Source organism: Mesorhizobium sp. M7A.F.Ca.CA.004.12.1.1, from assembly GCF_003997835.1.
Lineage (GTDB): Bacteria > Pseudomonadota > Alphaproteobacteria > Rhizobiales > Rhizobiaceae > Mesorhizobium.
The window spans coordinates 1-6,354 of the sequence record NZ_RZRK01000336.1; the positions used below are offsets into that span (position 1 = coordinate 1).

At 62.5% G+C, this 6,354-nt stretch carries 6 protein-coding genes and 1 pseudogene; all 7 read right to left on the minus strand.

The genetic code is table 11. From position 1 onward, the window contains the following. Positions 1 to 525 (minus strand): DNA polymerase ligase N-terminal domain-containing protein (locus tag EN984_RS18450; protein ID WP_272483099.1); only part of this gene is annotated, 525 nt, incomplete at its 3' end. A 43-nt stretch (positions 526 to 568) separates the two neighbouring features. Beyond that, complete coding sequence (locus EN984_RS18455) at positions 569 to 793, minus strand: hypothetical protein (protein ID WP_127269110.1); 225 nt, start codon at positions 791 to 793, stop codon at positions 569 to 571. A 217-nt stretch (positions 794 to 1,010) separates the two neighbouring features. Beyond that, positions 1,011 to 2,192: a glycosyltransferase family 9 protein gene (locus EN984_RS18460; RefSeq protein WP_306245672.1), complete on the minus strand. Its 1,182-nt coding sequence runs from the start codon at positions 2,190 to 2,192 to the stop codon at positions 1,011 to 1,013. Positions 2,193 to 2,286: 94 nt separating this feature from the next. After that, on the minus strand, positions 2,287 to 3,510 hold the full coding sequence (locus tag EN984_RS18465; protein ID WP_127269109.1) for a GNAT family N-acetyltransferase: 1,224 nt from the start codon (positions 3,508 to 3,510) through the stop codon (positions 2,287 to 2,289). A 12-nt stretch (positions 3,511 to 3,522) separates the two neighbouring features. Next, positions 3,523 to 4,752 (minus strand): GNAT family N-acetyltransferase, encoded by a 1,230-nt coding sequence (locus EN984_RS18470; protein WP_127269108.1) that lies wholly within the window; start codon positions 4,750 to 4,752, stop codon positions 3,523 to 3,525. Between the two features lie 7 nt (positions 4,753 to 4,759). Then, positions 4,760 to 6,067 carry a hypothetical protein gene (locus EN984_RS18475; protein ID WP_127271502.1) on the minus strand — a complete coding sequence of 436 codons (1,308 nt, stop codon included), beginning with the start codon at positions 6,065 to 6,067 and terminating at the stop codon, positions 4,760 to 4,762. Next, a pseudogene (locus EN984_RS18480) lies at positions 6,064 to 6,354 on the minus strand (hypothetical protein); the annotation flags it as partial. The gene EN984_RS18475 and the pseudogene EN984_RS18480, both read right to left, overlap by 4 nt.

The window sequence follows — 6,354 nt, forward strand, 5'->3', positions numbered from 1 at the left end:
GGCCGTGAGGATGTCAAGCGCGGTGTCGGCGGCGAGGTCGCGCTCCTTGAACAGCAGCCAGTTCTTCTTGTTTTCGTCTTCCCCGGGTTTCGGCTTCAGCCGGGTCAGCATCCAGCCGCCATTGAGCTTGTCGCCGGCCAGCCGGAACTTGAAGGCGCCGGTGCGCAAACTCTTTTCGACATCGTCCATCGGCGCCCAGCTGCCGGTATCCCAGACGATCATCGGCCCGCCGCCATATTCGCCCTCGGGAATGACACCCTCGAAGTCGATATATTCGAGCGGATGATCCTCGGTCTCGACCGCCAGCCTCTTGTCGGCCGGATTGAGCGAAGGCCCGCGCGGCACCGCCCAGCTTTTCAAGACATCGCCGACCTGCAGGCGCAGATCATAATGGTCTGCGGTGGCGTGGTGCTTGTGGACAACGAAGCGGTTGCCTTCGTCCGTGATGAGGCCGCCTGCCGGTTCCGGCGTTTTGGAAAATTCACGCCTCGCGCGGTAGGATTGGAGCTTTGGCGGGGTGGTCATGGCAAAGGTCGAAGCACCGAGGCCAGGAACAAGCCAGTCGCGCTCAATCGTCAACGGCCGGCGTCAACTCGAGCTCCGCCGGCGACAGTCCCTGCTGCAGCTGGCTCAGCCGGAATTCGTCGACCCAATAGGCCTCGCCGTCGACCAGAACCCGGGCCTGGTAGCTGCCTGCCGAAAAACGCTGCGCGGTGATGTAGACCTTGTGACGATCGAGCGCCTTGCGCACCGCGGCGCGCTTGGAATTCTGACCTGTGACGGGACTGAACATGACACTGCCCTCGGTCGCCCCAGACACACAACGCGGCCGCTGCCGGCAGCCTGACGACTGGGGTCAAGGATGGCGGAGACGCGCCGTCCTGTCAATTTCGCGGACAGCGCAGGATGCGGCCCGGTCAAATTTGCCAATCTTTTGAAGATGTTTGAGCCTCGGCCTGAATCAAGACGTGAAGCGCGCCGCCAAACAATCGCCCGTCGCTGCCGCCCTGCTACGCGGCCGGCATGCCCGAATGAGCAGATTTTTGAACTTCCGTGCCGATGAGATCGAGTGTCACCGCCGCAACATCGGCAACCTGGAGCCGCTGGACGCAATAGACCCCACCGGCGTTGTTTTCTTTACACACACCTGGAGCGATGCACGGGCAAGGCATGGGCGGCTGGAGCGTCCGGTTGGGAACACCGAACGGGCCCCATTGCTCTGGCGACGTCAGACCGTACAGCCCCACCGCTGGAGTTCCGACAGAGGCCGCGATGTGCATCGGGCCGCTCTCATTGCCAAGAAAGATCGACGCTTCGGCCAACAATGCCGTCAGGACCTCAAGCGAGGCTTTTCCGACGACACTTGCGACCGGCGATGCTGCCACTTCAAGGATCCTTTGCGCGGCAAGCCCTTCATCCGGCCCGCCAACAAGGAGGGATCGCAGCCCGGTTTTGGCGTATACTTCGTCGATGACCGCAGCAAAATGTTGCGGCGGCCAACAACGTCCTTCGAACCTCGCGCCGGCATGCACTGCCACGTACGACTTCTTCGCCAAAGCGTTTTCCGCAAGAAGCCTGGCACACTCTTCCTGGGCAGTACTGGTCGGCTGCAGCCGAGGTGTTGGATCCTCACAATCCAGCCCAAGGGCGCGGAGAGGAGACAGGTTCCTGTAGAGATAATGCGGTCCGCCATGTCCGAAGGTCGCGGCGAGAACGTTTGCAAGCTGGATTTCCCAGAACTTCATCGGATGCTCGGAAGGATCGAAGCCGACGCGAAGTGGAGCGCCGATCAAACGATGCATGATCCGCGAGGTTTTTGAATCGGTAAGGTCGATGCTAAGATCAAATCTTCGACGCCGCAGATCAGAGATGACGCCACGATAGTCGCTCAAACGCTTGCGCAGAGTCCTTCCTCTGCCACGGGATTCAAAGCCAACGGCAACATCGGCGATCCCTTGCGCGACGATGAACTCCTTGAGACCCGGCGCACAAAGCATGGTCACCGATGCTTGTGGATAAGAAAGACGTAGATTGCGAACCAAAGCAGATGTCAGAACGACATCTCCAATGTACTTCGTTTGAATAATGAGGATGGAACGAATCCCATCTCCTAAACTTGCATTCATCGAGATGATCTGCCGAAAACGCCAACTTAAAAAAATCCGCCCGTGACACTCATTTCTGAACGTCAAGCCGCGCTTTCAGATATAGAGCTAACCAACCCTGTCAACAAGCTTGCCTGCCGGTCTTGGTGCTCTGCATCGCAGGACCGGCAAGCGCTCCTCCTCAGTCCTTCAGTCGCCGCAAGCGGCGCGTCAGGCCCTGGACGGCCTTGAGCAGCCGGGGACGCGACCGCGTCATGCCTTCGACCCGGCTGCGCAGCAAAATGGCTGCGTTCGCAGCCCTGCCCCGCACCGTCACCGGTTCGCAGATCTCGGCCAGTACCGAGCTCGAGGCGCCGATATGTTGCTTGTAGCCCTGGCCGCCGACCGACAGGTCGAAATAGTCGAAGCCCCGCTCGCATCCCCACATCATCAGCTTGCCCATCGTCGTCAGGCCGGGTGAGACATTGGCGACCGCATTCTGGTCGATGCCGAGCAGGAGGGCGTGAAGTGTGCCTTTTCTGACCAGCACATAGATGGAGGCGAGCCAGGCTTCACCGACGCGTAGTCCGAAGAGCCGCACCGATCCATTGGACAGGCCTTGCAGCGCCGCGGCGCGGTAAAAATCGACGACCGGCGCCTGCGTCAGGAGGTCGAAACGCCCGAGCTCACGGAAACGCTTGAGCCGCAGTTCCAACAGAGCATCCAGGAGCTCCTCGGCCAGATCAGGCGTGTCGGCCTCGATCAGAGCGAGGCCACCAAGCTGTTCGAAGCCGCGACAATGCTTGCGGAAGGCCTTGGCGAAGGACGGCTTGCAGATCCGCTTGATGAGCGTCTCCGGATCGCCATGCAGGACGAGGCCGGAGCTGACCTGGATGGAGTCGCGCGCCACCGAAAGCAGTGCCAGCGGATTGGCCACGCCGTGGACCTGCTGCGGAATTCCCGCGATATGGATGCGATCCGCCGGTGGCAGCACGGCACGGACCGCCGCCCACATGGCGTCGGCACTCTGCCTGGTCCACTCTATCCCATCCGCCAGCAGCGGCACTGAGTAGTCGCACACGCGACAGCTCAGCCATTCGATCACGTGGTGGCCGAAGGCCCGGCGCCGCATCAGCGGCAACAGCATGGCCGGCGCGCCGGTCACTGCGTCACTCACCTCGACGAGGACCAGATCCGCGTCTTTGGGCTTCAGCCGTGCGGCGATTCCTTCGACCCAGGCATAATGCTGGTGGGCAGTGCAGACGCCGTGAGCTTCAAGGAGCAGCCATAGCAGCCTTACGGTGTCGAAGCTGGTGTGCAGCCGAGCCGTGAAGTGCGCGGTTGCATCAACGTTGGCGACAGTCGGGGAAACCGGCCCACCGGGCAAATCCTTTATCGGAGTCGTTCCCGCCGCGTAGCTTGCCACATGCTTCTCCCGTCATTCTGATCCCCCGCGCAGGCGCCGCAAACCCCGCATCAGTCCCTGGAGCCTCTTCAGCAGCCGAGGTTTGGAGCGCACGAACACCTCGGCCCGGTTGCGGATCTCGATGGCTGCGCTCACGGCGCTGCCTCGCACCGTGATCCCGTGGCAAAGCTCGCGCAGACCCGAACCCAAGGCACCCATATGCTCCTTATAACTCTGGTTGCCTACCGACAGGTCGAAATAATTGAAATCGCGCCCGCGCGCCCAGCTCATCAACTTGCCCATGATCAGAAGTCCAGGCGAGACATTAGGCACCGCGCCCTGATCGATTGAGATCAGCAGAGCATGAACGGTGACTTGATGGATCAGCAGGTATTGGACCGCGATAAGAGCTTCACCCACACGCAACCCGAAGAGCCGCACCGACCCATCCGACAGGCCCTCGAGAGCAGCGTTTCGATAGAAATCGACAACCGCCGCCTGCGTCAGCAGGTCGAAGCGGCCCAGTTCGCGAAAGCGGCTGAGCCGCATCCGGACCAGGCCGGCGAAGATGACCTCCACCAGGGCCGGCGTGTTGGCTTCGACCAGTTCCACGCCGCCAAGCCGTTCGAGGCGACGCCAGTCCTTGTTGAAAGCCTTGACGAAGGATGGCCGGCATAGGCGCTTGAGGACGGTCTCCGGATCGCCGTCGATGGCGAGGCCGAAGCTGGTATGCAGGGAATCGCGCGTGGCCGCCAGCAGGGCCAGCGGATTGGCGACACCGCTGATCGATTGCGGAATTCCCCTGATCTGGATACGGTCCGCCGGCGGCAGCACGGAGCGCACCGCGGCCCACGCGGCCTGCGCCGACTGCGTCGTCCACGGGCTCGCATCGGCCAGCAACGGTGCCGAATAGTCGCAAACGCCACAGCTCAGCCACTCGATCACTCGATGGCGGAAAGCCGGTCGCCGTATCAACGGCACCAGCATTCGCGGCACGCCCGTCACGGCGTCGTTTACCTCCACGATGAGCAGTTCCGCACCTTCAGGCATCAGCCGCGCTACGATCCCCTCGGCCCAGGCATAATTCTGGTGGGCGGTGCACACACCGTCCGCCTGAAGGCGCAACCAGAGCGGCCTCACCGCTTCCAGGCTGGTGTGGAGCCGCGCCGTGTATGCATCGTTGGAGACGACGACGGCCGGATGGGAGGACTGGCCATCGGGCGAGCCGGTCACCGCAGCAATTTGCACCGCCTGGACTGCCATATTTTTCCTATCGCTTTGCCGTGGCGAACGACAGCGTGCGCCGCCAGGCGCCCAACCGGCTGTCGCGCGCCTCGTCGGGATGCTCGATATTCCACATGCGGTGATGCGCGAAATACCATGATGCCACGAGCACGAACATCTCCGAGACGGCGGAACCCAACAGCGCCCACGGCGGAGACGCGATTGCCAGCAGGGCCGCGATCAGTGCCAGCCCGACGACCGCGCCGCCCGTCGTGGTGAACGCGACGATCCGAAAATCGCCGAGTATCTCAAGCACGATGCGGGGCATGATATAGAGCATGATCGGGACAAAATTCGCGATCACGAAAAGTCCGATGAACCAGGTCGAAGCGTCCTGGAGAGCCTGGGATTTTATCATCGGCAGGACGAACATGATGGCGCATCCATATGCAAGGCCGCCAAACCCCATGACGAGTGCCCAGATCTTGGCCTGCGTCCAGACACGGCCCGTTTCATTGTTCCGCATCAGCCTGGCGAGATCCGGCTGCGTCATGTTGACGAAAGCAAGGCTGATGATGCGCAGCGGGGCAAACAGCACCAGAACCGCCGCCAGCGGTGCGTAGGCGGCAGGACCGGCAATGCCGGCGACCAGCAGCGCCAGACATTGGCCCTGGATGTTGGTGGTGGTGGCGCTGAATGCCGACCAGCGCAGCTGGGGCCAGAGCCTGACATAGCGTCGCCGGGTCGGCATGCGGAAGCTGATGCGAAGCGAGCGCCGAGCCAGCCGGACCAGGACGAAAATGCCGAAAACATTTGCCGCGGCTAGTGCATAGAACACGGTCTGCAGCGGGTCTTGGACCAACCAGATCGACAGCCCGGTCAGGACACAGCCGGCGATTGTAAAAGCGCCATCGCTGACGGAGACGACAACCTGCTGGCGCCGTGCGAAGAAAGCCGTGCGCATATGGCTGCGCAACGACCAGGCACCGACGAAGCAGCCGGCAGCAATTCCGCTTGGATCGCCAAGGACATGCATCAGGACTGCCGTGCCGACGGCCATCAGCAACGCTACGATCAGCGCCGCCGTTCCGAACGCCACGTCATAGGTATCGACGCCGGCGCTGTTGGTGCTCTTGCTCATCCAGATGCTGGCGGGAACGGCGGTGAGCGACCTGATATAGGACAGGCCGACACCGCCCATCACCATGCCGATGGCGAAGAGGCCGTAGCCCTGCGCCGACAGCATGTGCAACAGCATGATGTTGAGGGCAAAATGAAAGCCGCTCTGCATCGCCTCGCCGCCGATCATCAGCACGAGGCGTCGAACCAGATGGCTCGGAAACGCTAGCTTCACGGCCGCGTCTCCGCTTCGCGGGCAGCAGGCACCCTGCCCGGCCGCGCGATGGTCGTCTTCAGCTTGTCGGCGGCGATCGCGGTGATCGCCGCGGCCGCGACCGGCTCGCTGAAGATTGCCTCGTAGCGCGCGCGCCCGGCAGCGACAAACCCGCGCCAGGCCTCAGGGGCGAGGATGATCTCCTGCAATTTCGCGCCAAGATCTGCTGCGTCGCCGGCATTGCCGGTCCTGCCGCCTACGCACCGCTGGCGCCGGTTCTCGTGCTGTTTGCCCCGCTGCCCATCCTC

Excerpts from the sequence above, each read along its gene's own strand:
- EN984_RS18470 (WP_127269108.1), bottom strand. The coding sequence starts at position 4,752 with ATGGCAGTCCAGGCGGTGCAAATTGCTGCGGTGACCGGCTCGCCCGAT.
- EN984_RS18455 (WP_127269110.1), bottom strand. The coding sequence starts at position 793 with ATGTTCAGTCCCGTCACAGGTCAGAATTCCAAGCGCGCCGCGGTGCGC.